This window comes from Flexivirga sp., from assembly GCF_051955415.1.
GTDB lineage: Bacteria > Actinomycetota > Actinomycetes > Actinomycetales > Dermatophilaceae > Flexivirga.
On record NZ_JBQCGS010000060.1, the window covers coordinates 17,238 to 40,806 of the forward strand.

The following is a 23,569-nucleotide window of genomic DNA, read 5'->3' on the forward strand; positions in this document are numbered from 1 at the left end:
GCCCACAAGAGGAGAAACGAAATGACGGAGCTTTCGATCCGTCCGGACGAGATCCGGGAAGCACTGGACGGTTACGTCCGGTCGTACGAGCCGGGTGCCGCCAGCCGTGAGGAAGTCGGCACCGTCGTGGACGCCGCGGACGGCATCGCCCACGTCGAAGGCCTGCCCTCGGCCATGACCAACGAGCTGCTGGAGTTCGAGGACGGCACGCTGGGCATCGCCCTCAACCTGGACGTGCACGACATCGGTGTCGTCGTCCTGGGCGAGTTCGGCGGCATCGAGGAGGGCCAGCCGGTCAAGCGCACCGGTGAGGTGCTCTCGGTGCCGGTCGGCGACAAGTTCCTCGGTCGCGTGGTGGACCCGCTGGGCAACCCGGTCGACGGCCTGGGTGACATCGAGGCCGAGACCCGCCGTGAGCTGGAGTTGCAGGCGCCCAACGTCGTCTCCCGCAAGTCGGTGCACGAGCCGCTGATGACCGGCATCAAGGCCATCGACTCGATGACCCCGATCGGCCGCGGCCAGCGTCAGCTGATCATCGGTGACCGCAAGACCGGCAAGACCACCATCGCCACCGACACGATCATCAACCAGAAGGCCAACTGGGAGTCCGGCGACCCGGCCAAGCAGGTGCGCTGCATCTACGTCGCGATCGGTCAGAAGAACTCCACCGTCGCCGAGGTGCGCAGCACCCTCGAAGAGGCCGGTGCGATGGAATACACCACCATCGTCAACGCCCCGGCGGGTGAGGCCGCGGGCTTCAAGTACCTCGCACCGTTCACCGGCTCGGCCATCGGCCAGCACTGGATGTATGACGGCAAGCACGTCCTGATCGTCTTCGACGACCTGACCAAGCAGGCCGAGGCCTACCGCGCGATGTCGCTGCTGCTGCGTCGCCCGCCGGGCCGCGAGGCCTACCCGGGCGACGTGTTCTACCTGCACAGCCGCCTGCTGGAGCGCTGCGCGAAGCTCTCCGACGAGCTGGGCGCGGGCTCGATGACCGGTCTGCCGATCATCGAGACCAAGGCGGGCGACGTGTCGGCATACATCCCGACGAACGTCATCTCGATCACCGACGGTCAGATCTACCTGCAGGCCGACCTGTTCAACGCCAACCAGCGCCCGGCGGTCGACGTCGGTGTGTCGGTGTCGCGTGTCGGTGGTGCCGCCATGACCAAGGCGATGAAGGCCGTCACCGGCTCGATCAAGGTCGACCTGGCCCAGTACCGCGAGATGCAGGCGTTCGCGATGTTCGCCTCCGACCTGGACGCCGCCTCCCGCCACCAGCTGGCCCGCGGTGACCGCCTGATGGCGCTGTTCAAGCAGCCGCAGAACAGCCCCTACTCGCTGTCCTCGCAGGTTGCCGCGATCTGGGCGGGCACGACCGGCCAGCTCGACGACATCGCCGTGGCCGGCGGCGGCCGGGTCGAGGCGGAGTTCCTCGACCTGCTGCGCCGCGAGCACAAGGGCACCCTCGACGCGATCGAGGAGAGCACCAAGCTCGACGACGACGGCAAGCGGGTCTTCGAGGAGGCCATCACGAAGCTGAAGTCGCAGTTCCAGGGTGGTCCGGACCACGGTGGCGAAGGCGCCGAGTCCCACGACGAGATCGCCCAGGACCAGATCGACCAGGCGAAGATCGTCAAGGCAAAGCAGGGCTGAATCCCGAAGGCCGAGGCGGGGATCCGCTTTCGATCCTCGCCTCGACCACCGGGTCCGGCAGCCGGGCCCGCAGCACAGTTTTCGACTAGGAAGGGGACACCATGGGCGCGCAGATGCGGATCTACCGCCAGCGCATCCGGTCTGTCCAGGCCACCAAGAAGATCACGCGCGCGATGGAACTCATCGCGGCGTCGCGTGTGGTCAAGGCGCGCCGGCGGGTCGAGCAGTCGACGCCATACGCCATCGCGCTGACCCGTGCGTGCTCCGCCGTGGCGACGCACAGCAACACCGACCACGCCCTGACCACCGAGCGGGAGCAGCCCAAGCGCGCCGCGGTGCTGATCTGCACCAGCGACCGCGGTCTGGCGGGTGCGTACTCGGTCAACGCCATCAAGCAGTCCGCCGAGCTCATCGAGCGGCTGCGCGGCGAGGGCAAGGAGGTCGTCCCCTACCTGGTCGGTCGCAAGGCGGTCAGCTACTACAAGTTCCGCCGTCGTGAGTACGAGCAGGAGTGGACCGGCTTCACCGACAACCCCGACTTCGAGATCGCCAAGGAGGTCGGCGAGGCGCTCACCGAGCAGTTCGTCGACGGCAGCGACGAAGGCGGCGTCGACGAGGTGCACATCGTCTACACCCGGGTCGTCAGCATGGTCGCCCAGGAGCCGCAGGTCGTGCGGCTGCTGCCGCTGGAGGTCGTCGAGGGCGACGTCGACACCGACGGTGACGGCGTGGCCGACGAGGGTCCGTTGCCGCTCTACGAGTTCGAGCCGAGCGCCGACGAGGTGCTGGACGCGCTGTTGCCCAAGTACGTCAACGCCCGCATCTACAACGCGTTCCTGCAGTCGGCCGCGTCCGAGCTGGCCGCCCGTCAGCGCGCGATGAAGTCGGCGACCGACAACGCCGAGGAACTCATCAAGACCTACACCCGCCTCGCCAACCAGGCGCGGCAGGCCGAGATCACCCAAGAGATCAGCGAGATCGTTGGTGGCGCCAGCGCTCTCGCGGACGCCTCCTGAACGTCTGACGAGAAAGAGATAGCCCAATGAGTGAGACCAACGTTCTCGACACGAAGGCGGAGGAGACCGCGCCGGGCGCCGTGGGGCGTGTCGCGCGAGTCATCGGTCCGGTCATCGACGTCGAGTTCCCGACCGACGGCATGCCGGACATCTACAACCTGCTCACCCTCGAGGTCGACCTGTCCGCGGAGGGCGAGGAGACCGAGGGCAAGAAGCAGATCCGGCTCGAGGTCGAGCAGCACATCGGCGACAACATGGTGCGCGCGATCTCGCTGCAGCCGACCGACGGTGTCGTCCGCGGCCAGGCGGTGCAGGACACCGGCGGCCCGATCTCGGTGCCGGTCGGCGACGCGACCCTCGGCAAGGTGTTCAACGCCACGGGTGACTGCCTCAACCTCGAGGAGGGCGAGAAACTCGAGGTCACCGAGCGCTGGGGCATCCACCGCAAGGCGCCCGCGTTCGACCAGCTGGAGTCCAAGACCCAGATGTTCGAGACCGGCATCAAGGTCATCGACCTGCTGACGCCATACGTGCAGGGTGGCAAGATCGGCCTGTTCGGTGGTGCCGGTGTCGGCAAGACCGTCCTCATCCAGGAAATGATCGCCCGTGTGGCGCGCGACCACGGTGGTGTGTCGGTGTTCGCCGGTGTCGGCGAACGCACCCGTGAGGGCAACGACCTGATGGTCGAGATGGAGGAGGCCGGGGTTCTCGGTCAGACCGCCCTCGTCTTCGGCCAGATGGACGAGCCGCCGGGCACGCGTCTGCGCGTCGCCCTGTCGGCGCTGACCATGGCGGAGTACTTCCGTGACGTCCAGAACCAGGACGTGTTGCTCTTCATCGACAACATCTTCCGGTTCACCCAGGCGGGTTCGGAGGTGTCGACCCTGCTCGGCCGGATGCCGTCGGCGGTGGGTTACCAGCCGACGCTGGCCGACGAGATGGGTGAGCTGCAGGAGCGCATCACCTCCACCCGTGGTCACTCGATCACCTCGATGCAGGCGATCTACGTGCCGGCCGACGACTACACCGACCCGGCACCGGCCACGACGTTCGCGCACCTGGACGCCACCACCGAGCTCAGCCGTGACATCGCCTCGATGGGTATCTACCCGGCGGTGGACCCGCTGACCTCGACCTCGCGCATCCTGGACCCGCGCTACATCTCCCAGGAGCACTACGACACCGCGGTCCGCGTGAAGCAGATCCTGCAGCGCAACAAGGAACTGCAGGACATCATCGCGATCCTCGGCATCGACGAGCTCTCCGAAGAGGACAAGATCCTCGTCAACCGCGCTCGCCGCATCCAGCGCTTCCTGTCCCAGAACACCTACGTCGCCAAGCAGTTCACCGGCATCGAGGGTTCGACGGTGCCGCTGGCCGACACCATCGAGGCGTTCAACAAGATCGCCGACGGCGACTACGACCAGACGCCGGAGCAGGCGTTCTTCATGTGCGGTGGCCTCGACGACGTCGAGAAGCGTGCCGCCGAGCTCGCCAAGGAAGACTGAGCCTCAGCGCCATACAGCAGTGCTGGCGGAAGCCCCCGGATCACCTCGTGGTTCGGGGGTTTTCGCGTGCGTGGGCGTACCGAAGTCTCCCCAGGGTCGGGAAATGGCCGGGTTTGGCGGCCGGCGGCGTACCGAAGTCTCCCCAGGGTCGGGAAATGGCCGGGTATGGCGGCCGGCGGCGTACCAAAGTCTCCCCAGGGTCGGGAAATGGCCGGGTTTGGCGGCCGGCGGCGTACCAAAGTCTCCCCAGGGTCGGGAAATGGCCGGGTATGGCGGCCGGCGGCGTACCAAAGTCTCCCCAGGGTCGACTTCGGGACGCGATCGTGTGCAGAACCGGCAACGGTCGCTGGATATGCGGGGGCGGAGACCGGATCGTGTGCAGAACCGGCAACGGTCGCTGGATATGCGGGGCGGAGGTGCGTTGTCGTGTGCAGAACCGGCAACGGTCGCCGGAAACCCCAGGCCCAGTGCGTTGTCGTGTGCACAACCGGCAACGGTCGCCGGAAACCCCAGGCCCAGTGCGTTGTCGTGTGCACAACCGGCAACGGTCGCCGGAACACGACGCCCAGTACCCTCGAACGTATGACGCAACCGCCCGAAAGCATCGACGACTACTACGCGAGGGTCCGGGCGGCGACGGATGCGGAAGGGCGCCTCCCGGTGGCGGCCGAGGAGATGCCAGGCTGGGACATCTTTCCCTTCGAGGTCGACAGCCTGCGGATCAAGCCGCTGCAACCGCTGGCGGAGAGCGAACCGCCTCGTGCCGGCGAGGACGCGAGCGATTGCCGCTGCGCAGCACCGGCGGCTCCCGACGACGGCACGCTGGTGTGGCACAACGATCGGTGGCGGCTGACGCTCATCGCCGACACCGGGCTGCCGATCACCGTGTCGCTCGGTCCGAAGCAGCACATGGATCTGCCCACCATGCCGCCGGACTGGGCGGCCGAATTCGGCCGGCTGACGGTGACGATCAGTGCCGCGATGGAGGCGTTGCCGAGTGTCGGTCGCGCCCAACTGGCCAAGTACGGCGACGGCAGTGCCCACTTGCACGTGTGGTTCTTCGGTCGGCCGGCGCGGATGCTGCAGCTGCGCGGCTCACCGTTGCTGGACTGGGAGGAGAACCTGCCGCGCGTCCCGCTGGAGGTGCTGCAGGCGAACGCACGGCCGATCGGCGAGGCGCTCGTGGCGGCATACGGGGGAGAGGTCGGTCTACCGGCCTGACGCCATATGCTGAGTGCCCGTGAGTCTTCTTCCCTCGTGGACCCTGCACGGTGACGGAAAATCGGTGTCCGCGGGCGAAGTGGTCGCCCCGGACGAGCGGCTGACCTGGCCGCGCACGGCAGGCATCGGCCTGCAGCACATCGTGGCGATGTTCGGCGCGACCTTCCTGGTGCCGCTGCTGACCGGCTTCCCGCCGTCGACGACGCTGTTCTTCTCGGGGCTCGGCACGATGATCTTCCTGCTGCTGACCGTGGGACGAGTGCCCAGCTACCTGGGTTCGTCGTTCGCCTTCATCGCCCCGATCGCGGCGGCCAAGGCCGATCACGGTATGGCGGGGGCGCTCGGGGGCATCGTCATGGCGGGCGTGGCGCTCGCCGTCGTCGGGCTCATCGTGCAGGTCGCCGGGGCCGGATGGGTCCGCGCGCTGCTGCCACCGCTGGTGACCGGCGCGATCGTGGCGCTGATCGGTCTCAACCTGGCCGGGGCGGCGAAGGACAACTACGTCAAGGCGCCGGTGACCGCCACCGTCACGGTGGTCGTCATCTGTCTGGTGACCGTGCTCGGCCGGGGCATCCTCGGACGTCTCGCGATCCTCGGTGGCGTGGTCGCCGGTTACGTCACCGCGTGTGTGCGCGGGGAAGTGGATTTCGGCGCGGTCGGCACGGCGGACTGGATCGGCCTGCCGACCTTCCACAGCCCGCACTTCGACACCGGCGTGATCGCGCTGTTCGTGCCCGTGGTGCTGGTGCTCGTCGCAGAGAACATCGGTCACGTGAAGTCCGTGGCACAGATGACCGGCCGTGACCTGGACGACGTGCAGGGCCGCGCGCTGATCGCCGACGGCATCTCGACGGCGCTCGCCGGCGTCGGCGGCGGATCCGGCACCACCACCTACGCCGAGAACATCGGCGTCATGGCCGCCACCAAGGACTACTCGACCGCGGCGTACTGGTTCGCCGCGCTGGGTGCGCTGGTACTCAGCTTCTGCCCGAAGTTCGGCCAGGCGATCGCCACCATCCCGGTCGGCGTGCTCGGCGGCGCGGGCGTGGTGCTCTACGGCATGATCGGCCTGCTCGGTGCACGGATCTGGATCGAGGCGCGTGTCGACTTCAGCAACGCCATCAACCTGACACCGGCCGCGATCGGGCTGATCGTGGGCATTGCCGACTTCACCTGGACGATCGGCAACGTGCAACTGGCCGGCATCGCGCTGGGCACCATGGCGGTCCTGGTCGCCTACCACCTCATGCGGGCGATCAACCGGGTCAGCGGCGTGCTGCCGGATCCGGCGACGCCGGCGCCCGCGGTGCAGCTCGACGAGCAGCCTGACGGAAGCGGTGCCCGGCAGGCCGGCGCCGACCTGGCGACCTAGGCGACGCGTCCAGCGGCGATCGACTGTCCCCGCCGCATGGCAGGCTGCCTGGTATGCCGAAAGACTCATCACCGGGCCGGCCCGGCGGCACGCCCGAGCGGCCCGCGCGGTTCTTCGCCGACGCCGCCGAGTTCGGTGCCTGGCTGGCCGCGCACCACGATACCGAGACCGAGTTGTGGATGGGGTTGGCCAAGCGGCACGTCGCCGACCGCGGGCTGACCTGGGCCGACGCGGTGCCCGAGGCGCTGTGCTGGGGCTGGATCGACTCGGTGGCCCAGCGGATCGACGACGACTACGTCCGGCAGCGATGGACCCCGCGCAAGCGCACCAGCCACTGGAGCAAGGTCAACCTCGAGCTGGTGGAGCCGGTTGCGCGCCGAGGGGCGGATGCAGCCGGCCGGTTTGGCGATCTGGGAGGCCAGGCGCCGGGAGGCGGCGCCATACACCCACGAGCAGCAGGGCCCGCTCGAGCTGCCTGCCGTCTACGCCGCACAGCTGGCGGCGTCACCGGCCGCGACGGCGTTCTGGGGCCAGGCCACGCGCAGCTACCGCCGGGTGTGCGTCAACTGGGTGCTCACCGCCAAACAGGAGTCGACGCGTGACCGGCGGATGGCGACACTGGTCGAGGACAGTGCGGCCGGTCGACTGATCCCGAGCCAGCGCTACGGTGCGGCGCCCGCGTGGGTGGAGCGGGCTGCGGCGGCGGCCGCCGCGGTCCGCTGAACCGGTCAGTTCTCGATCTCCGCGCGGGCGGCCAGCGCCATACAGCCGCCGAGCGCGGCAACGAACCCCAAGCCGGCGACCACCGGGAAGCCGGACCGCACCCCGTCGCCCAGGAAGGCCAGGCCGATGGCTGCCGGTATGACGGTCTCCGTCGCGAAGGTGATCGCGGCGACGCTGGTCGCCCGGCCGCGGTCCAGCGCGAAACCGTAGGCCACGACGGCCACCGCGCCGGCGACCACCAGCGCCCACAGCTGCGGCTGGAAGACGGTGTGCCACCACGGGTTCGACGGATGGAGCACCCGCGCGACGATCCCGGTAAGGCCGAAGCCCAGACCGCTCGCGACGGCCAGCACGACAGCGGAGCGGTCGCGCCCGCGGTCGAGCAGGCCGGCCACGAACAGCGCAGCGACGAGGCCGCTGCCGGCCAGCAGCAGCCAGCCGCCGGAGGTGGCGATCGTGCGGGCCGGCCCCTCGCGTGCGCTGGCCGCGAGGAGCACCAGGCCCAGTCCGACGACGGCCAGGGCAGCCACCTCGCGTCCGGAGAGCCGCACCCCGAGGAAGAGGACCGCCAGCACGGCCGTCACCCCGACGGACGACGCGAGCATGGACTCCACCAGGAAGAGCGGCAGCGTCTGCAGCGCGGCCAGACTAGCCAGGAATCCGCCGCCGTCCAGGGCGAGCCCGACGCCGTAGAGCCAGCCGGCACGGCCGCGCTGCCACAGCGACGACCCGGCCGGCGCCGCCGCCAGGCGCCGCACGCCGACGGCCTGCAGCACGGTTGCGGCGCCATACGCGATGGCGGCGACGACGGCACCGACGATGGCGAGCATGCGGTGATCGTGCCACGGCGGGCCCATGGCCGCCGCGCGCGGCCGGGACCCGGCCGGGACCCGGGCGCCGGAACCAGCCGCCGGAACCAGGCAGCAGAACCGGGCAGCAGAAATCAGCTCGTCAGGCCAGAGCGGCGAAGTCGATCTGCTGGGCGAGCACCGGCTTCAGCCGCTCGGCGTAGGTCGTCGACAGGTGGTGGTCGTCGCGATAGACGATCGTGCCGTCCACGACGATCGGGCACACGTTGTCGGCGCACTCCCACGGCATCATGTCGACGTAGTGGGCACCGGTCTGTGCCGCGCTGGCCTTCCAGGCCGCGTCACGCGCGAACGTGACGGGGTTCGGCGGCTTCGCGCAGGTGCTCATGTCGGCCGACCGAGCGCCGAGGCAGGTGCCGGCGTCTTTGGGCAGTCGTGACTGGTCGGAGATGATGTCGACCTGGCCGGCCAGCCCATGCAGCTTCTGCAGCGTGCGGGCCGCACCCGCCTGGAAGAGTTTGGTCCCCTCCGCATCGGAGATCTTCTTGCCCTGGGCGTCCAGGATCGGGGTCTTCAGCAGGCCACTCAGGATGACCATCTGCGGTTTGAGTGTCTTGATCTGCTGCAGCGCCCACTTCCGGTAGGTGTCGCACTGCGTGTAGGGGCCGCCGAGGTAGTTCTGCAGCACGTCGGCGGGCAGGCAGTTCGCCTTGATCAGCGGGATCAGCTTGAGGTGGTGCTGCTTGGCCAGCGCACTGAGCGGCTTGAGCCATTGCGCTGCGTGTGAGTCGCCCCAGACGACGACGCTCTTCGACGCCGTGGTGTCCCCCTCGGGACAGATCTTGTGCGAGGTCTTCTCCTTGTTGCCGGCCCAGCACGGGCTCGGCGGCTCGGTCGCGTCCTCGGACAGGTGCACCAGGCTCGGAATGAGGGTGTCCGGCAGGGCGGCGCCGGCTTTGGCCTTGGAACTGGCGGTCGCGACCTCCTGACGCAGTGCCGAGACAGCGGACTTCTTGGTTGCTTCCTTCTGCGCCAGTTTGTGGGCCGTCGCGGCAGTGGTCGTGGACTGCGCCATCGTCGTCTGGTGCACCCAGATGGTCGGCACCAGCACCAGCGCCAGCGCGGCCGGCCACATGGCCAGGGCGCGCAGGTTGGTGTGTCGCGCGCGCCGCCTGCTGCGGAACGGCGTCTCCACGTAGCGGTAGCACAGCCAGGACAACCCGATCGTCAGCACGATGAGCGCCAGCTTGTAACGGATGCGCAGATGGCCGCCGGCATACGCGGTGGTGAGCACCAGCACCGGCCAGTGGATCAGGTAGACCGAGTAGGAGATGTCACCCACGAAGCGCAACGGCCGGAGGCTGAGAGCTGCGGTCGCGCCATACCGGGGGCCGTCGATGCCGCCGGCCAGGATGAGCACGGCGCCGAGCACCGGAACGAGCGCCGCCGAGCCCGGGAACGGCGTCGAGGGCGTGTAGAGGACCGCCGCGACCAGGACCGCGGCAAGGCCGGTCCACGACATCACCGCCTTCGCCACGGCGGGCAGCTGCCCGACGCGATGCGAGGTCAGCGCGAGCAACGCACCGAGTCCGAGCTCCCAGCCGCGGGTGAAGGTCGAGAAGTATGCCGAGTGCGGCGAGGAGGTCGTGTCGTGGATCGACCAGAGGAGGGAGACGATGCTCAACAGGGCGATCAGCACCGTCGCCCGACGCAGGGCCTGCACGCGACCCAGCGCGATGCGACTGCGGGTGGCGCGGGGACCGCTGACCCGGCTCTCTCGGCGACGCCAGGGGATCACCAGCATCAGCGCGATGAGCACCGGCCACAGCAGGTAGAACTGCTCCTCGACGGCCAGCGACCAGAAGTGCTGGACCGGGGTCTCGAAGAGCGCTGGTGCGAAGTAGTCGGTGCCGGCCTGCGCGAAGTTGAGGTTGGCGGCGAAGAATGCGGCCCAGATGACGTCGCTCGCCACCTTGGCCAGGTCACCGTCGGTGTAGACGAACATCGACACCAGCAGCGTCAGCAGCAGGGTCACCGAGGCTGCCGGAAGGATGCGTCGGGCGCGGCGTGCGTAGAAGGTCGCGAAGGACACCTTGCCGGTGTTGTGCACCTCGCGGGCCAGCAGTCCGGTGATCAGGAACCCGGAGACGACGAAGAAGACGTCGACCCCGATGTAGCCGCCGCCGAGCCAGTGCTTGATGTTGGCGTGACTGGCGACCACCAGGAGCACGGCGATCGCCCGCATCCCCTGGATGTCGGACCGTTGGGCGTGGCTCTTCGGGGCGCCTCCGGCCGCACCGGTCTGGCCCTGGAGCACCGACCTGTCGCCACGGGGCCGGGCGTGCGACGGGCGAGGATGCGCCGTCACTTCCGAAGCGTCCGTGTCTGGAGGAAGCACTGTGGCCACCGGTCACCCTTTGATCTGATCGACTGCATGGGACATCCGCGATGGGTCTGTCGTTGTCAACGGATGCTTGATCACGATTCCATAAATTCACTGTGAAAAGCCAACTGAGTACCTATGCGCATGTCGTTCTCGCCCTCGATGATGCCGGACCGCTGCGCGGCCAGGGGCGGGACACTCCGGCCGACCGCACGACCCGCCACCCACCGCCCGGCGTGCCGCACGGGCCACAATGGGGGTATGGCGACGATTGCGGACTCCCTCATCCGGACCCTCAAGGCCAGCGGCGTTCGCCGCTTGTATGGCGTGCCGGGCGACTCCCTCAACGGCCTGACCGACGCGCTGCGCCGGGACGGCGACCTGCAGTGGGCGCACGTGCGCCACGAGGAGGTCGGCGCGTTCGCGGCCGGCGCGGAGGCACAGCTGACCGGTGAACTCGCGGTCTGCGTCGGCAGCTGCGGTCCCGGCAACGTGCACCTCATCAACGGCCTGTATGACGCCGGGCGCAGCCACGCGCCGGTCCTCGCGATCGCCGCGCAGATCCCGCGGGAGGAGATCGGCAGCGGCTACTTCCAGGAGACCCATCCGACGCAGATCTTCGACGAGTGCAGCGTGTATGCCGAGCTGGTGTCGTGTCCGGAGCAGTTCCCGGTGGTGTTCCAGCAGGCGTTGCAGGCCGCGATCACCCGCCGCGGCGTCGCGGTGTTGGTCGTGCCGGGTGAGATCTTCATGGCGGAGTGGTCCGGACCGGACGTGCTGCCGGTGCGCACCCTGGAGACCGTCGTGCTGCCGCCGACGGCCGACCTCGACGCCGCCGCGGACGTGATCAGCCGCGCGAAGCGCCCCGCCATACTCGCCGGGGCCGGTTGCGCGGGCGCGCACGACGAGCTCGTCGGGTTCGCGCAGGCGATCAAGGCTCCGGTCGTGCACTCGCTGCGCGGCAAGGAATGGGTCGAGTGGGACAACCCGCTCGACGTCGGGCTGACCGGGCTGATCGGCTATGACTCCGGGTATCGCGCGATGGAGCACTGCGACGTGCTCATCATGGCGGGAACGGACTTCCCCTACCGGCCGTTCCTGCCCGACGACGTGCCGGTGATCCAGATCGACGTGCGGGGTGAGCGCATCGGGCGCCGGGTGCGGGTGTCGCACCCCCTGGTCGGCACCGTCCGCGACACCCTGCCGCAGCTGCAGTCCCGGATCACGCCCGGCAGCGACGGCGACTTCGCCGACCGGATCGTCAAGCACCACCGCAAGCGCCGGGCCAAGCTGGACGAGCTGGCCGAGCCGGGCAAGCCGGCGGAGACGCCGCTGCACCCGCAGTTCGTGACCGCCACGATCGACGAACTGGCGACCGACGACGCCGTCTTCACCTGCGACGTCGGCACGCCGACGGTGTGGGCCGCGCGCTACCTGCGGATGAACGGCCGGCGCCGGCTGCTCGGCTCGTTCAACCACGGGTCGATGGCCAACGCGCTCGCCCAGGCGATCGGCGCCGCGGCGGCATACCCGCAGCGACAGGTGATCGCGCTCGCCGGCGACGGCGGCCTGGCGATGCTGCTGGGCGACCTGATCACGCTGCGCCAGCTGGACCTGCCGGTGAAGGTGATGGTCTACAACAACAGCGCGCTCAGCTTCGTGGAGCTGGAGATGAAGCAGGCCGGGCTGATCAACTTCGGCACCGGCCTGGACAACCCGGACTTCGCGGCCATCGCCGACGCCGTCGGCATGCGCGGACTGCGCGCCGAACGCACCAGCGACGTCGTCGACACCGTCCGGGAGGCGCTGGCGTATGACGGCCCGGCGCTCGTCGACCTGCGGGTGGCGCGGCAGGAGTTGTCCCTGCCGCCGAAGATCACCCTGTCGCAGGTCAAGGGCTTCACCCTCTACGCCACGCGCACCGTGCTGTCCGGCCGCGGCAGCGAGATCGTCGAGCTCGCCCGCACCAACCTCGGCCAGCTCTAGCCGCACGCTGGTCGAGTACCGGGGGAGCGCAGCGGAGGAGGTGTATCGAGACCAAGTGCGCCGCGCACGTGGTCTCGATACGCTCGTACCTCGCTACTCGACCGACATGCCGTTTAGGCCGGTCGGGGGCAGGACAAATAGGCTGGCCCGCATGTGTGGAATCGTCGGATACCTCGGCTCGGGTGGCAACACGGCAGTGCTGCAGCGGATGAACGACTGCCAGGCGCACCGGGGTCCGGACGGCGAGGGCACGTTCACCGACGGCCCGGTCGGACTGGGCCACCGCCGCCTGTCGATCATCGACGTGGCGCACGGTCAGCAGCCGATGACCACCGCCGACGGCCGCTACACCATCGTCTACAACGGCGAGGTCTACAACTATCTGCCGCTGCGCGAGGAGCTGCAGGCCCTCGGCCACGAGTTCAGCACCGACTCCGACACCGAGGTGGTGCTCGAGGCGTTCGCGCAGTGGGGCACCGAGGCGTTCGACCGGTTCAACGGCATGTGGGGGCTGGCGATCTGGGACGCCCAGGAGCACCGGCTGACCCTCAGCCGTGACCACTTCGGCATCAAGCCGGTGTATGTCGCCCAGGTCGGCGACACGTTCCTGTTCGCCTCGGAGATCAAGGGCATCCTCGCCTCCGGCCTGTATGACGCCACACCCAACGACCGCACGATCTACCGCTACTTGCGGTTCCGCATCCACGAGGACGGGCGCGAGACCTTCTTCGACGGCATCGAGCGGCTCGAGCCGGGCGAGGCCATGACCATCGAGGCGACCGCCGACGGCACCAGCACCACGCGGGCGCCATACACCCGGCTGCGCGAGGAGCTGGCCGAGCTGGCCACGGAGCAGCGCCCGTATGACGCAGCGGCTGCCGCGGACTACAAGGCCCGGCTGATCGAGGCCGTGCGACTGCGCCTGCAGTCCGAGGTGCCGGTCGGCACGTCGCTGTCCGGTGGCCTGGACTCCAGCGCGGTCGCCGTGATCATCAACCAGCTGCTCAATGACGGTGACGCGACAACCGCGGAATCTGTTGGTGGCAAACAAAATACGTTCTCCGCGGTCTTCCCGGGCTCGCTGAACGATGAGGAAAAGTACGTCGACGCGGTGCTCGACATCTGCCGGGGTCACGTCGATGCGCACAAGATCAAGCCGACGGCCGATGAGTTCAAGGCCGACTTGCGCGACTTCATCCGGGCGCAGGAGGAGCCGCTGATCTCCTCGGGTCCCTACGCGCAGTACCAGGTGATGCGCGAGGCCACCCAGCACGTCACGGTGCTGCTCGACGGCCAGGGCGCCGACGAGATGATGGCCGGCTACATCCCCTACTACTTCGTCTACCTGCGCCAGCTCAAGGCACAGGGTGCCAAGCAGGCGGCCGCCGAGCTGTCCAAGAGCCTCGATGTCATCTACCGGCTCGGCCGGTTCAAGCTGCAAGCCAAGCTCAAGGGCCGCAAGGGCATCCCGATGACCCAGCTGCTGGCCGACGACTTCGTCGCAGCCCACACGGGGGAGACCTACACCGTCGAGGGCGCCAACCTCAAGAAGCGGCTCATCGAGGACCTCTTCGTGGGTTCGTTGCCGTCGCTACTGCGCTACGAGGACAAGAACACCATGCGCTTCTCGCTCGAGGGACGCGTGCCGTTCCTCGACAAGGAGGTCGTGAAGTTCATCTTCAGCCTCTCCGACGAGGCGATCATCAAGGGCGGCTGGAACAAGCGCGTGCTGCGGGACGCCACCCGCGGCCTCCTGCCCGACATGATCAACCGCCGCCGCAACAAGATCGGCTTCACCACCCCGCAGGGTGAGTGGTTCATGCGGTTGAAGAACCACTTCTACAACATCTTCCTCTCCGAGTCGTTCGCGAACCGGCCCTACTTCGACCAGTCCGAGGTGCTGCACGCCTTCGAGGGCTGGATCAAGGGCACCAACGACGTCGACTCGATGGTCTTCTGGCGGATGCTCAACGTCGAGCTCTGGCTGCAGGAGTTCTTCGACGAGAAGCAGCCCGAGGGCGACCGGCCGGCCCGGATCAAGACCGACCTCGAGCCCAACGAGGGCAAGGACCTCGACCTGGTCACCGCCTCCGGCGCGACCGTGCGCCGCTACCCACTGCGCACCGAGCTGTTCAGCCGCGACGACGAGCTCGACAAGCGGGTGCTGGAGCAGGTCGACCGCTTCTTCGAGACGTTGGAGAGCGACCCGCAACACGCTGCCGAGTTCGCCGGAAAGCGCTGGTACTACTTCATTTCCGAGAAGATCGTGGCGATCACCCAGGGGCGTTCCTACTTCATCTGGGACATCAACGTGGGTCGGCCGGCGCGGGTGCTGTCCAAGTACGTCACCCGCACCCCGGCCGGCATCGGGCTCGGGTCGCCGTTCACCATGCAGCTGGCCATCCAGGAGGCCGGCCTGCCGCGGGTGCTCTACGCCAGTGCCGGGGGAGCGGTCGGCAAGCTGATCGGCAAGCGGGGACTGTTCTACGAGCTGGTCGGCGGTGACATCCGCGCCATCGACGGCCCGACCGAATACTCGGCATACCCCTCGAATGTCTCGGCGAAGCTGGCGCCCAAGGACCCCGACGACGTGGCCGCCCGGCTCTCGGCCGCGATCCGCGAGCGCGTGCCGGCGGCATACAAGGACACCTTCGGGGGCACGATCGTCATGGACGCCAACGACATCGGCCGCAACGTGCTGGGTGCCGACGTGCCGGGCGACCGGGCGCGATTCGAGGAGATGTTCGCCGACAACCCGCTGGGGCAGGGTGGCGAGCAGACGCCGATGGCGATCGTCGTGGAGCGCTGACTCAGTCCGCGGGTGTCAGCGCCGACCGACGCTCCGCCTGCCGCTTGCGGTAGGTGAGGTTGAGCGCCTCGACGGCCATCGCGAAGGCGATCGGGCCGTAGATCACCGGCTTGTCGATGTGGATGTCGAAGCTCTCGCCGATGAGTGTCGAGCCGATCAGCACCAGGAAGCTCAGCGCCAGCATCTTGACCGTGGGGTGCCTGTTGACGAAGGCGCTGATGCGGCCGGCGAACACCATCATCAGCCCGATCGACAGGGTGACCGCGGCGATCATGATCGCCAGCTGGTCGACCATGCCGACGGCGGTGATCACCGAGTCGAGCGAGAAGACCGCGTCCAGCAACAGGATCTGGACGATGATGCGGGCGAAGCTGCTGGTGCCGCCGGTGGACGCAGCGGTCGTCTCCTCGCCGGCGCCCTCCAGCTTCTCGTGGATCTCGGTGACGGCCTTGTAGACCAGGAAGAGACCGCCCACCAGCAGGATCAGGTCGCGACCGGACAACTGAAGGGCGTCGGAGGTGCCGATCGAGACGATCGTCGCCGTCAATCCGATGATCCAGGAGGCGACGGCCAGCAGCAGGATGCGCAGCACCAGTGCCAGCGCGAGGCCGATGGTGCGTGCCCGGGCGCGCTGGCGCTCCGGCAGGCGGCCGGTCAGGATCGAGATGAAGACGACGTTGTCGATGCCGAGCACAAGCTCGAGGGCGAAGAGGGTCAGGAAGGCGACCCAGAGGTCGGGGCTGGTCATGAAGGCCATGGGATCGGTTCAACGCCGTTGCGGTGCTGTCGGTTCCCGTGTCGATCCCGCCGATCGGCGGGATCGCGCACCGAGCACCCCCTCCGGCCCGGTAAGCTGTAGGGCAAGGTCCACCCGTCCCGTCCGGTGGATTCTTCGCCGTACATCTCAAGGAGCTGACTCTTCGTGAGCCTGCAGGTCGAAATCGTCGCCCCGGACCGCATCGTGTGGTCGGGTGACGCACGCCAGCTGTCCGCCCGCACCGTCGAGGGTGAGATCGGCATCCTGCCCGGTCACGAGCCGATGCTCGCGGTGCTCGGCAACGGTGACGTCCTGGTCGACCCGGTCGACGGACAGCGCGAGACGGTCACCATCGACGGCGGCTTCATGTCGGTCGACAACGACAAGGTCACGCTCGTCGCCGAGCGCGTCGACGCCGCCGGCCTCGGAGCCTGAAGGAGCACGGATGATCGCGACGATCGACTGGGCAGCAGTCGGTCTCGCGTGCCTGGCCCTGTTGATCGTGCTCGGGCTGGGCTCCCTGGTGGTGCGTCGCCGGCTGATCGCCCGCGGTGAGCCGCTGGCCATGGTGGCCGTGCAGCGCCGCGAGGGCTGGAAGCTGGCCATGACCCGCTTCAGCACCGACAGTGTGCAGCTCTACTCCGTCATCGGGGTGGGCCTGCGCCCCCGTGCCGTATGGCGCCGCGGCGAGCTCGATCTCGGTGCGCCCACCCCGCTGACCCGCAACAGGCCGATCGCCATCGTCGACCCGGTCCAGGTCGAGTGCACCCTCGGCACCGAACGTTTCCTGATCGCGATCGCGCCGGGCGACTACACCGCGTTGCGTTCCTGGTCCGAGTCGGCTCCGCCCGGGCTCAACGCCAACGTGGCCTAGCGGCACCTCGCCCCCTCTCGCCGCCGACTGGCACACTTCCCGCCGGGTGGCACTCCTACACATGTGCCACTCGGCGGGAAGTGTGCGACTCGTCGTCAACTGTGCCGGTCGGCGAATCGCGGACGTCGTGGCTGAGCGACCGGGTCCCACCGGCGCCATGCGGCATCTGCTGCCGGGCGCACGCCCGCGGCATACAGAATCCGACGTAGTGGTGCGCCCTGCCATGCCTCCCGCCATAGCCAGCGCTCGACCCCGAGGCCGGTACGCCTGATGCGACCCTCCCGGCGCTTCTCCTTCCAGAGCACGTCCGGCGAGATGTACTTGATCGTGCCGTCGAATTCGCCGACCAGTCCGGGCCAACCGAAGTCGGCATAGCCGAAGCAGCCACCGTCGTCCTCGAGCTTGACCTGCAGATCCGGTTGCGCGAGGCCGAGCTCGTACATGCGCGCGCGGCTGAGCGACTCACCGGGCGACTCCGAGCGCCCGTCCGCGAGATGTATGGCGATCGCGGCGCGACGCTTCCCTCGCGCGCCGCGGGGGAGCCTGGCGACCTCCTCGTCGAGTTCGGCCAGCGTGCATTTGCCGGCGTGCAGTGCAGCATCAGCCACGACCAGCCCCTGCGCCAGCGTCCCGACCCGCGCGAGGTCCACGACAGTGCGCGGGACCGGCGTGACGGGGAGTCCGTGGGACTCCGCGGGCGCCGGCAGGTCGGCAACCCGATGCCGCCGGATCAATCCGGTGTGTCCGCCTGCAGTCGTCACCAGCACATCGATCCGCGGCGCCCAGCCACCCAGGACCGGGAGCTCGTGCAGCACCGCGGCGGCGTGGCGACAGGCGATCGGGGCGGGCTCGGTGAACATGGCGTGGTAGGTGCTGAGCACCAAGCCCCGGAAGCGGTTCGCGTCGTCCAGCTCCGACCATCGCTCGGCAGCGACATAGCCGCCGCGGCGCACCCGGGCGAGCCGTGGATCGGCTCGGCGTGCCTCCTCCCACGGTTGCATGCCACGTCTTTGCAGCTCCGCGGAGCTCAGGATTTCCTGTGGTCGTAGCCGCTCGACGTCATCGCGCATGCCTCGATCGTGGCGGCTCGCCGGTGGTCGTGGTCGTTGTCCACAGGTCCCACGTCGACTCGCACACTTCCCGCCGACAGGCACCCCGGTAGCTGTGCCAGTCGGCGCCAACTGTGCTGGTCGGCGGTATGACGCCACGGATGGCCTACCGCTGCTGACGCTCCTCGCGGCCGCCACCGGGCTGCCAGAGCACGTCACCGCCGGGCAGGTTGGCGACCCGAGCGGCCAGGAAGAGCAGGTCGGACAGCCGGTTGAGGTATTGCGCCGTGAGCGGATTGACGCCACCGGTGCCCTTCGGGCTGCCGGCCGGTGCCTCGGTCTCGCCATACGTCTCGATCGCCAGCCAGGCGGCTCGCTCGGCGCGACGCGCGACGGTCCGCGCGACGTGCAGGTGCGCCGAGCCCACGGTGCCGCCGGGCAGGATGAAGGACCGCAACGTCTCCAACTCGTCGCCGAGCCGGTCGCAGTCGGCCTCCAGGTCGTCGATCCACGGCTGCTTCACGCGCAGCGGCGGGAACTCCGGGTCGGCCACCAGCGGCGTGCACAGGTCGGCACCCACGTCGAAGAGTTCGTTCTGGATGCGGTGCAGCATGGTCACCAGATCCTCCCGCAGTGCGCCGGCGGCGACGGCGAGCCCGATGACGCTGCCCGTCTCGTCGGTGTCGGCGTAGGCGGTCAGCCGCGGGTCGTTCTTGCCGGTGCGGCTGAAGTCCCCGAGAGCTGTCGTGCCGGCATCGCCGGTGCGGGTGTAGATGCGGCTGAGGATGACCATGGGCCCATCGTGGCAGCCTCGTGACGGACCGCTCACATCGGCCGACGTGCCCCGATCGTGACACCGGTTATCAAAACGTGACCGGATCCTGGACAACAATGCCGCGTCGTCGTGCGTCAATGAATGCGTGAGCCGCGACTGCGAGCGGTTCAGGAAGACGTTCAGACACCCTGACGGGGAAGGTGGCGGAACGATGACGCGGTTCGGAGACCAGGCAAGGATCGACGTGCTTCGACGGGGGACGGAGATATCCGTCACCGGCGAGCTCAATGTGCACACGGTGGCCGATGTCCGGGTGGCTTTCGGCGAGGCCATCGACAGTGGCATCGGTGATCTGGTGGTGCATCTCGGCGAGGCCGAGATCGGTGACGCGACCGGCCTGGGCGTCATCGTGGGTGCACACCATCGCGCGCTGCGCGCCGACCGCCGGCTGGTGCTGGCCGACGCGTCGATGCGCCTGGAGCGGTTGATGCGGGCGACCGGCCTGCACCGGGTGATCCCGTTGTCGCGACAGCTGCTCCCGCAACCGGTCATCCTGCCGGTCTGAGACCGGCGCTCAGCTGACCGCCGTGGCCGCGGCCCGGCGCGGGTCCGCTGCGGCGCCGAGTTCACCGGCGTCGGTGCCGTATGCCGCCCCGACGCCACCGAAGTACATGTCCAGTGAGTCGTGCGGGACCGCGACCGCGCCCGCCCGGGCGACTCCTTGGGCCAGTGCGTCGTCCGTCTCGTAGTGCGCCCGCACGACGTCGTCCGTCAGCTCCACGTGCAGTCGTGGCGCGTCGATCGCGGCGGAGAGGTCCGCGCCGTGCAGGCAGTGCCGGCCGATCACCTGGGCCAGGGCGGTGGTGATGCGGTCGGCGCCGGGCGTGCCGATGGCCAGCGTGACGCCCGAGGCGCTGCGCGCGGTCACCGGTGCCATGTTGGAGGCCAGCCGGGTGCCCGGCGCCAGCGCGTGCAGGCCGAGCCGGTTGAGCTCCGGCTCGCCGAGGCAGTTGTTGAGCACCAGTCCGGTGCCCGGAACGGTGACCCCGGAGGAGTAGCCCGCGGAAGTCGTGATGGCGCAGGCGTTCCCGTCGCTGTCGACCACCGACACGTGCGCGGTGTCCGTGCTGGTGGGCAACGACTCCAGGCCGGTGGTCTCCAGCGTCAGCAAGAGCTCGGCGCCTGCGGCACGCAGGTCGGCCGCCCGGTCCAGGTGCTCGGCCCGATAGCCGAGCACCGTGCGCTGGATGTCCACCAGGGTGTCGGCGCCCAGACCGCGCTCGGCGATCAGGCGCAGCATCGCGGTCAGCACCGGGCCACCGATGGACGGCGGCGGATTGAGCGCGACGTCCCAGTCTCCGACGCGTGCGCGGCTGGCCGGCCGGCTGACCGGCCGGTAGGCGGCCAGGTCGGCGCGACCGATGAGCCCACCGGTGGCGGCCAGATGGTCGGCGATGGCCGCGCCGATGGATCCGGTATAGAGCTCCGAAACCCCCTCGGTGGCAACGGTTTCCAGCGTGCGGGCCAGATTCGGGTTGGTCATCCGGGTGCCTGGGGCGGCGGGTGCCTCGCCGTCGAAGTGCTGCGCCCTCGTCTGTTCATCGAAGGACCACAGCTGCCGGCCGGTCAGCTGCAGGTAGTGCCCGGCCGCCTGGCCGAGCACGAATCCCTCGCGGGCTGCTGAGATCGCCGGCGCGAGGATGTCGGCCCAGGACGCCCGGCCGTACCGCTCGTGCGCCAACCCGTATGCCGCGAAAGACCCTGGTGTTGCAGCCGATCCGGGACCGGCGTTGATGGTGATGCCGCCCCCGTAGTCCAGCCGTATGGCGCGCAGCCCGCCACCGAACCGGTCGGGCGTCGCGGTGCGGCCGGGCATCTCGCAGTTGCCGTCGATGACCTCCGGCTCCCCGTCGGCCGGCCAGACGTTGACGAAGGCGCCGCCCAGCGCGCTGACGATCCCCGGCTCGGTCACGTAGGTGACCGTGTGGGCCGCGATCGCGGCATCGACGGCGGTCCCGCCCATCGCCACCACGTCGATGCCGGCCTGCGCGGCCAGCGCGTTGGGTGCGGCGATGGCGGCGCGCGTCATACCCGACGGAGCGGGGGAGCCGGACATGACCGCCATCGTGCTAGAAGAGCCGGGAGTCGGCGTCGTCCATGCCCTTGAGGGCCTCGTAATCCAAGGTGACGCAACGGATCCCGCGATCCTCGGCCAGCACCCGGGCCTGCGGCTTGATCAGCTGCGCGGCGAACACACCGGTGACCGGTGCGAGGTGGGGATCGCGGTTGAGCAGCTCCAGGTAACGGGTCAGCTGCTCGACGCCGTCGATGTCGCCGCGGCGCTTGAGTTCGACGGCGACCGTCGCGCCGTTCGCGTCCCGGCACATGATGTCGACCGGTCCGATGGCAGTCATGTATTCGCGACGGATCAGTGAGTACCCGTCACCGAGCGTGCCGATGTTCTCGGCGAGCAGCGCCTGCAGTTGGGCTTCGACGCCGTCCTTGATCAGGCCCGGATCGATCCCCAGCTCGTGGCTGGAGTCGTGCAGGATCTCGTGGATGCGCACGTGCAACCGGTCCTCGGACTTGGCGTGCTGCACCGACCAGACGTGTGCCACGCCCTCCTCGGCCTCGTCCGCGGTCGGGGCGATCTCGGCCATCGCGCACGGCGGTGACATCCAGTTCAGCGGCTTGTAGGAGCCGCCGTCACTGTGGATCAGCACCGAGCCGTCCGCCTTGACCATCAGCAGCCGGGTGGCGAGGGGCAGGTGGGCGGTCAGGCGGCCGACGTAGTCGACACTGCACCGGGCAATCACAACGCGCACGGCGACCCAGCGTAGTGGTTGGCCGTCGGGGACCCCGGACGCCGGCCCGGCCACCCCTGAGACACTGACCGCATGGATCCTGTCATCAAGAAGGTCGCGGTCATCGGGCTCGGCACCATGGGCGCCGGCATCGTGGAGGTTTTCGCCAAGGCGGAGTTCGCGGTGTATGCCGTGGAGGGCACCCCGGAGCTCGCCGAGCGCGGACGGGGATTCGTCACCACGTCGCTGGACCGCGCCGTCAGCAAGGGCAAGCTGGCCGAGGCGGACCGGGAGGCGACCCTGGAGCGGATCACCTTCACCGCCGAGCTGAAGGATCTGGTGGACGCCGACCTGGTCATCGAGGCGGTGCCCGAGCGGATGGAGATCAAGCACTCGATCTTCAGTGCCCTGGACGACATCGTGCGCTCCGACGCGATCCTGGCCTCCAACACCTCCAGCCTGTCCCTGACCGAGATCGCGGCCGGGACCCGGCACCCCGGACGTGTCGTCGGCATGCACTTCTTCAACCCCGCACCGGTGTTGCAGCTGGTCGAGGTCATCAGGACCGTCCTGCTGGACGACGCCGTCGCCGACACCGTCCGTGAACTCGCCCTGCAGCTGGGCAAGAAGCCGGTCGTCGTGGGTGACCGCGCGGGGTTCGTCGCCAACGCGCTGCTGATCCCCTACCTGGCCCGCGCCATCGCGCTCTACCAGACCGGCACGGTCAGCCGGACCGACCTGGACAACGCGGGCCGGGTCGGCATCGGCCTGCCGATGGGCCCGCTGACGCTGTGCGACCTCGTCGGCCTCGATGTCGTCAAGGAGGTGTGCGACGTCATGTATGACGCGACCAAGCGCGCCTCCGATGCGTCCCCTTCGCTGCTGCGGCAGCTGGTGCTCGCCGGCCGGCTGGGACGCAAGACCGGTCGCGGCTTCTACGACTACGCCGCCGATGCCGGCGCCGAGGAGGACGCCGGCACCGACGCGATGACGACGGCGGCGGCAGTCGTCGGCACGGGGGAGCAGGCCGCCCAGCTGGCCGAGGCGTTCGCCCGGGCCGGCATCACCGTGACGACGATCGACGACCCGAAGGCGGACGTCCAACAGCTGGCCGGCAGCCCGCTGGTGGTGCTCGTGGGTGGCGACGAGGCCGACTGCGCCGACTGCAATGCCGGCGACTGCATGATCGATGAGGAGAGCGCGGACCCGACGGAGTGCGAGTGCTGCCATGGCGCGGCGCCCGGCAACTGGTTCGCCGAGGTCGCGGAGGTGCTCGACGCGCGCACCGTGGTGCTCGCCGCCGACGAAGCCAGTGAGTTCGCCGTCGCCGGGGTGCTGGACGACGACGCGGCGGTCCTGCCGCTGCGCGTGCACCAGGAGACCAAGGCCGGGCAGGTGGCGGAGTTCGGTCTCCCGCTGGGGCTGTCCGCGCAGCACGCGGCGCTGGTCCGGGCGACGCTGACCGCGGCCGGCTTCGTCGCCGTCGCCGGTCCCGCCCGCCCGGGGCTGGTGGTCGACGCACTGCTCTTCCAGCACCTGAACGACGCCGTCGCCATGGTCGACGCCGGGTACGCGACGGCGCAGGACATCGACACCGCGATGACTGCCGGCTGCGGGTATCCGCGCGGGCTGTTTGCCATCCTGGACGAGCTGGGTGCTGACGTCGTCGCCGCGGGTCTGATCGAGCAGTCGGCGATCGACCCCTCCGTGGTGCCGAACCCGCTCCTGCTGGAGCACGCCGCGCGCGACCTGCCGTTCCTCGGCTGACCGGCAGTCACCGTGCCGCGCCGCAACCGCCGTCCGGACCGCCGGTCAGGGGCACCT

19 protein-coding genes are annotated in these 23,569 nt (G+C 69.2%); 12 read left to right on the forward strand and 7 right to left on the reverse strand.

Annotated features, from left to right (window positions below; all coding sequences use genetic code 11):
* Nucleotides 1-21: 21 nt before the first annotated feature.
* From atpA to ACTHL4_RS10385, 6 genes are all read left to right on the forward strand, one after another.
* A complete protein-coding gene (gene atpA, locus ACTHL4_RS10360; protein ID WP_440282681.1) occupies nt 22-1,659 on the forward strand; it encodes a F0F1 ATP synthase subunit alpha in 1,638 nt (545 codons plus the stop codon).
* A 101-nt stretch (nt 1,660-1,760) separates the two neighbouring features.
* Nucleotides 1,761-2,675, forward strand: coding sequence for a F0F1 ATP synthase subunit gamma (locus ACTHL4_RS10365; RefSeq protein ID WP_440282682.1), 915 nt, complete (start codon nt 1,761-1,763; stop codon nt 2,673-2,675).
* A gap of 26 nt (nt 2,676-2,701) precedes the next feature.
* Complete coding sequence (gene atpD, locus ACTHL4_RS10370) at nt 2,702-4,183, forward strand: F0F1 ATP synthase subunit beta (protein ID WP_440282683.1); 1,482 nt, start codon at nt 2,702-2,704, stop codon at nt 4,181-4,183.
* Between the two features lie 582 nt (nt 4,184-4,765).
* Nucleotides 4,766-5,404, forward strand: coding sequence for a hypothetical protein (locus tag ACTHL4_RS10375; protein ID WP_440282684.1), 639 nt, complete (start codon nt 4,766-4,768; stop codon nt 5,402-5,404).
* Between the two features lie 19 nt (nt 5,405-5,423).
* Nucleotides 5,424-6,776, forward strand: a complete 1,353-nt coding sequence (locus ACTHL4_RS10380; RefSeq protein ID WP_440282685.1) for a uracil-xanthine permease family protein — start codon at nt 5,424-5,426, stop codon at nt 6,774-6,776.
* 369 nt (nt 6,777-7,145) lie between these two features.
* Nucleotides 7,146-7,499, forward strand: coding sequence for a YdeI/OmpD-associated family protein (locus ACTHL4_RS10385; protein ID WP_440282686.1), 354 nt, complete (start codon nt 7,146-7,148; stop codon nt 7,497-7,499).
* 5 nt (nt 7,500-7,504) lie between these two features.
* On the opposite strand, the gene ACTHL4_RS10390 is transcribed toward ACTHL4_RS10385, so the two are convergent.
* Nucleotides 7,505-8,329 (reverse strand): hypothetical protein, encoded by an 825-nt coding sequence (locus tag ACTHL4_RS10390; RefSeq protein ID WP_440282687.1) that lies wholly within the window; start codon nt 8,327-8,329, stop codon nt 7,505-7,507.
* A 121-nt stretch (nt 8,330-8,450) separates the two neighbouring features.
* Nucleotides 8,451-10,676 (reverse strand): acyltransferase family protein, encoded by a 2,226-nt coding sequence (locus ACTHL4_RS10395; RefSeq protein ID WP_440282688.1) that lies wholly within the window; start codon nt 10,674-10,676, stop codon nt 8,451-8,453.
* A 276-nt stretch (nt 10,677-10,952) separates the two neighbouring features.
* On the opposite strand from ACTHL4_RS10395, the gene poxB reads away from it, so the two are divergent.
* Both poxB and asnB read left to right on the forward strand, forming a co-directional pair.
* Nucleotides 10,953-12,677: a ubiquinone-dependent pyruvate dehydrogenase gene (gene poxB, locus ACTHL4_RS10400; protein ID WP_440282689.1), complete on the forward strand. Its 1,725-nt coding sequence runs from the start codon at nt 10,953-10,955 to the stop codon at nt 12,675-12,677.
* Between the two features lie 151 nt (nt 12,678-12,828).
* Nucleotides 12,829-15,486 carry an asparagine synthase (glutamine-hydrolyzing) gene (gene asnB / locus ACTHL4_RS10405; RefSeq protein WP_440282690.1) on the forward strand — a complete coding sequence of 886 codons (2,658 nt, stop codon included), beginning with the start codon at nt 12,829-12,831 and terminating at the stop codon, nt 15,484-15,486.
* A gap of 1 nt (nt 15,487) precedes the next feature.
* Here asnB and ACTHL4_RS10410 read toward each other — a convergent pair whose 3' ends face one another.
* Nucleotides 15,488-16,234 carry a TerC family protein gene (locus tag ACTHL4_RS10410; protein ID WP_440282691.1) on the reverse strand — a complete coding sequence of 249 codons (747 nt, stop codon included), beginning with the start codon at nt 16,232-16,234 and terminating at the stop codon, nt 15,488-15,490.
* A gap of 174 nt (nt 16,235-16,408) precedes the next feature.
* On the opposite strand from ACTHL4_RS10410, the gene ACTHL4_RS10415 reads away from it, so the two are divergent.
* Both ACTHL4_RS10415 and ACTHL4_RS10420 read left to right on the forward strand, forming a co-directional pair.
* The gene (locus tag ACTHL4_RS10415) at nt 16,409-16,678 is read left to right on the forward strand and encodes a F0F1 ATP synthase subunit epsilon (RefSeq protein WP_440282692.1); all 270 of its coding nucleotides are present in this window, start codon (nt 16,409-16,411) and stop codon (nt 16,676-16,678) included.
* 10 nt (nt 16,679-16,688) lie between these two features.
* Nucleotides 16,689-17,117, forward strand: coding sequence for a DUF2550 family protein (locus ACTHL4_RS10420; RefSeq protein WP_440282693.1), 429 nt, complete (start codon nt 16,689-16,691; stop codon nt 17,115-17,117).
* A gap of 95 nt (nt 17,118-17,212) precedes the next feature.
* Here the strand turns inward: ACTHL4_RS10420 and ACTHL4_RS10425 are convergent, their stop codons facing one another.
* Together ACTHL4_RS10425 and ACTHL4_RS10430 are read right to left on the reverse strand one after the other, a co-directional pair.
* Nucleotides 17,213-18,187 carry a hypothetical protein gene (locus tag ACTHL4_RS10425; protein WP_440282694.1) on the reverse strand — a complete coding sequence of 325 codons (975 nt, stop codon included), beginning with the start codon at nt 18,185-18,187 and terminating at the stop codon, nt 17,213-17,215.
* A 145-nt stretch (nt 18,188-18,332) separates the two neighbouring features.
* The gene (locus ACTHL4_RS10430; RefSeq protein WP_440282695.1) at nt 18,333-18,959 is read right to left on the reverse strand and encodes a cob(I)yrinic acid a,c-diamide adenosyltransferase; all 627 of its coding nucleotides are present in this window, start codon (nt 18,957-18,959) and stop codon (nt 18,333-18,335) included.
* Nucleotides 18,960-19,152: 193 nt separating this feature from the next.
* On the opposite strand from ACTHL4_RS10430, the gene ACTHL4_RS10435 reads away from it, so the two are divergent.
* On the forward strand, nt 19,153-19,506 hold the full coding sequence (locus tag ACTHL4_RS10435) for an STAS domain-containing protein (protein ID WP_440282696.1): 354 nt from the start codon (nt 19,153-19,155) through the stop codon (nt 19,504-19,506).
* Between the two features lie 9 nt (nt 19,507-19,515).
* On the opposite strand, the gene ACTHL4_RS10440 is transcribed toward ACTHL4_RS10435, so the two are convergent.
* Entirely contained in the window at nt 19,516-21,057 is a 1,542-nt protein-coding gene (locus tag ACTHL4_RS10440) for a gamma-glutamyltransferase (RefSeq protein ID WP_440282697.1), read from the reverse strand.
* Between the two features lie 13 nt (nt 21,058-21,070).
* Entirely contained in the window at nt 21,071-21,766 is a 696-nt protein-coding gene (nucS, locus tag ACTHL4_RS10445) for an endonuclease NucS (protein WP_440282698.1), read from the reverse strand.
* A 72-nt stretch (nt 21,767-21,838) separates the two neighbouring features.
* Between nucS and ACTHL4_RS10450 the strand changes: the two genes are divergently transcribed.
* Nucleotides 21,839-23,512 carry a 3-hydroxybutyryl-CoA dehydrogenase gene (locus tag ACTHL4_RS10450; RefSeq protein WP_440282699.1) on the forward strand — a complete coding sequence of 558 codons (1,674 nt, stop codon included), beginning with the start codon at nt 21,839-21,841 and terminating at the stop codon, nt 23,510-23,512.
* Nucleotides 23,513-23,569: the final 57 nt, after the last annotated feature.

What these genes read in the sequence shown, in the direction of transcription:
- atpA (WP_440282681.1), top strand. Translation starts at nt 22, where the DNA reads ATGACGGAGCTTTCGATCCGTCCGGACGAGATCCGGGAAGCACTGGAC.
- ACTHL4_RS10365 (WP_440282682.1), top strand. Translation starts at nt 1,761, where the DNA reads ATGGGCGCGCAGATGCGGATCTACCGCCAGCGCATCCGGTCTGTCCAG.
- atpD (WP_440282683.1), top strand. Translation starts at nt 2,702, where the DNA reads ATGAGTGAGACCAACGTTCTCGACACGAAGGCGGAGGAGACCGCGCCG.
- ACTHL4_RS10375 (WP_440282684.1), top strand. Translation starts at nt 4,766, where the DNA reads ATGACGCAACCGCCCGAAAGCATCGACGACTACTACGCGAGGGTCCGG.
- ACTHL4_RS10390 (WP_440282687.1), bottom strand. Translation starts at nt 8,329, where the DNA reads ATGCTCGCCATCGTCGGTGCCGTCGTCGCCGCCATCGCGTATGGCGCC.
- poxB (WP_440282689.1), top strand. Translation starts at nt 10,953, where the DNA reads ATGGCGACGATTGCGGACTCCCTCATCCGGACCCTCAAGGCCAGCGGC.
- asnB (WP_440282690.1), top strand. Translation starts at nt 12,829, where the DNA reads ATGTGTGGAATCGTCGGATACCTCGGCTCGGGTGGCAACACGGCAGTG.
- ACTHL4_RS10410 (WP_440282691.1), bottom strand. Translation starts at nt 16,234, where the DNA reads ATGACCAGCCCCGACCTCTGGGTCGCCTTCCTGACCCTCTTCGCCCTC.
- ACTHL4_RS10420 (WP_440282693.1), top strand. Translation starts at nt 16,689, where the DNA reads ATGATCGCGACGATCGACTGGGCAGCAGTCGGTCTCGCGTGCCTGGCC.
- ACTHL4_RS10425 (WP_440282694.1), bottom strand. Translation starts at nt 18,187, where the DNA reads ATGCGCGATGACGTCGAGCGGCTACGACCACAGGAAATCCTGAGCTCC.
- ACTHL4_RS10430 (WP_440282695.1), bottom strand. Translation starts at nt 18,959, where the DNA reads ATGGTCATCCTCAGCCGCATCTACACCCGCACCGGCGATGCCGGCACG.
- ACTHL4_RS10435 (WP_440282696.1), top strand. Translation starts at nt 19,153, where the DNA reads ATGACGCGGTTCGGAGACCAGGCAAGGATCGACGTGCTTCGACGGGGG.
- ACTHL4_RS10440 (WP_440282697.1), bottom strand. Translation starts at nt 21,057, where the DNA reads ATGTCCGGCTCCCCCGCTCCGTCGGGTATGACGCGCGCCGCCATCGCC.
- ACTHL4_RS10450 (WP_440282699.1), top strand. Translation starts at nt 21,839, where the DNA reads ATGGATCCTGTCATCAAGAAGGTCGCGGTCATCGGGCTCGGCACCATG.